Origin of the sequence: Streptosporangium fragile, from assembly GCF_039534445.1 — a bacterium.
In the GTDB taxonomy this organism is placed as follows: domain Bacteria; phylum Actinomycetota; class Actinomycetes; order Streptosporangiales; family Streptosporangiaceae; genus Streptosporangium; species Streptosporangium fragile.
This window is the reverse complement of sequence record NZ_BAAAVI010000183.1, coordinates 1-826: the sequence shown is the minus strand read 5'-3', so window position 1 is coordinate 826 and position 826 is coordinate 1. Positions and strand designations below refer to the sequence as shown.

The following is an 826-nucleotide window of genomic DNA, read 5'->3' as shown; positions in this document are numbered from 1 at the left end:
CTGCCCACGTCGAAGATCCTGGTGGTGGACTACTGGAACACCCCGAGCCTGCCGACCGTGCTCAAGAACGCCACCTGGAGCTGACCGTAGCTCACGCGCCGGGCGGAAGCACCCGGCACACCCGGCGCACCGAGGACGCCGTCCTGCTCCGCGCCCCGGAACTCGACAAGGCCGCCTACGAGGTCGTCTACGAGTCCCGCAACCGCCCGACGTGGCTCCCCATCCCGATGGCCGCCTTCCCGCCGGCCCGGCAGGCCCTTCGCTCACCGGCCCGGCGCCCGATCCGGGGAGGGCCTGCCGGACGATCGGCGAGGGCATCGCCCGTGGGGAGACCGGACCCGCAGCCGCGCGTCCAATGATCTACAAGCCGATCGTCAGCGCCGCCCTCTAACGTCGTCGCCGCCCCCGTGGCCGAAACGGCGCCAACGGGGCGCCGGGGCAGCGACGACGCAGGGGTGGCCCCAGGTGCGCGGGCGTGGACGGAAAAGGAGATCATAATGGGGTCCGGAACAGGGCGATCGGCCGCCGCCGCACGAATCGACAGGTGCCTGCGGACCGGGTCGACCAGCCTCGACCTGTCGAGGCTCCACCTGGGCACGGTCCCCGAATCGCTCGGTGACCTCACCCACCTGACCTCACTCGACCTGAGCGGCAACGTACTGTCACGGACCATTCCTCGTCGGTGAGGCCTCCAGGCGTCCTGGCGCCGGCCTGCCGGGACCGGAGACCACAGCGCAGGCGGATCCCTCTGATCTCAACCCCGTACAGCCCCTAGTACTACAGCCTGATTTCGTGATGTTGGAGCCAGCGTTTCCAGTAATGGCTG

The 826-nt window shown here is 69.7% G+C and carries 1 protein-coding gene and 1 pseudogene; both read left to right on the top strand.

Annotated elements, in window-relative coordinates; translation table 11 throughout:
- Window positions 1-359: pseudogene (locus tag ABD841_RS40545) on the top strand (hypothetical protein); the annotation flags it as partial.
- 138 nt (window positions 360-497) lie between these two features.
- A complete protein-coding gene (locus tag ABD841_RS40540; RefSeq protein WP_344982404.1) occupies window positions 498-686 on the top strand; it encodes a hypothetical protein in 189 nt (62 codons plus the stop codon).
- Window positions 687-826: the final 140 nt, after the last annotated feature.

Excerpts from the sequence above, each read along its gene's own strand:
- ABD841_RS40540 (WP_344982404.1), top strand. The coding sequence starts at position 498 with ATGGGGTCCGGAACAGGGCGATCGGCCGCCGCCGCACGAATCGACAGG.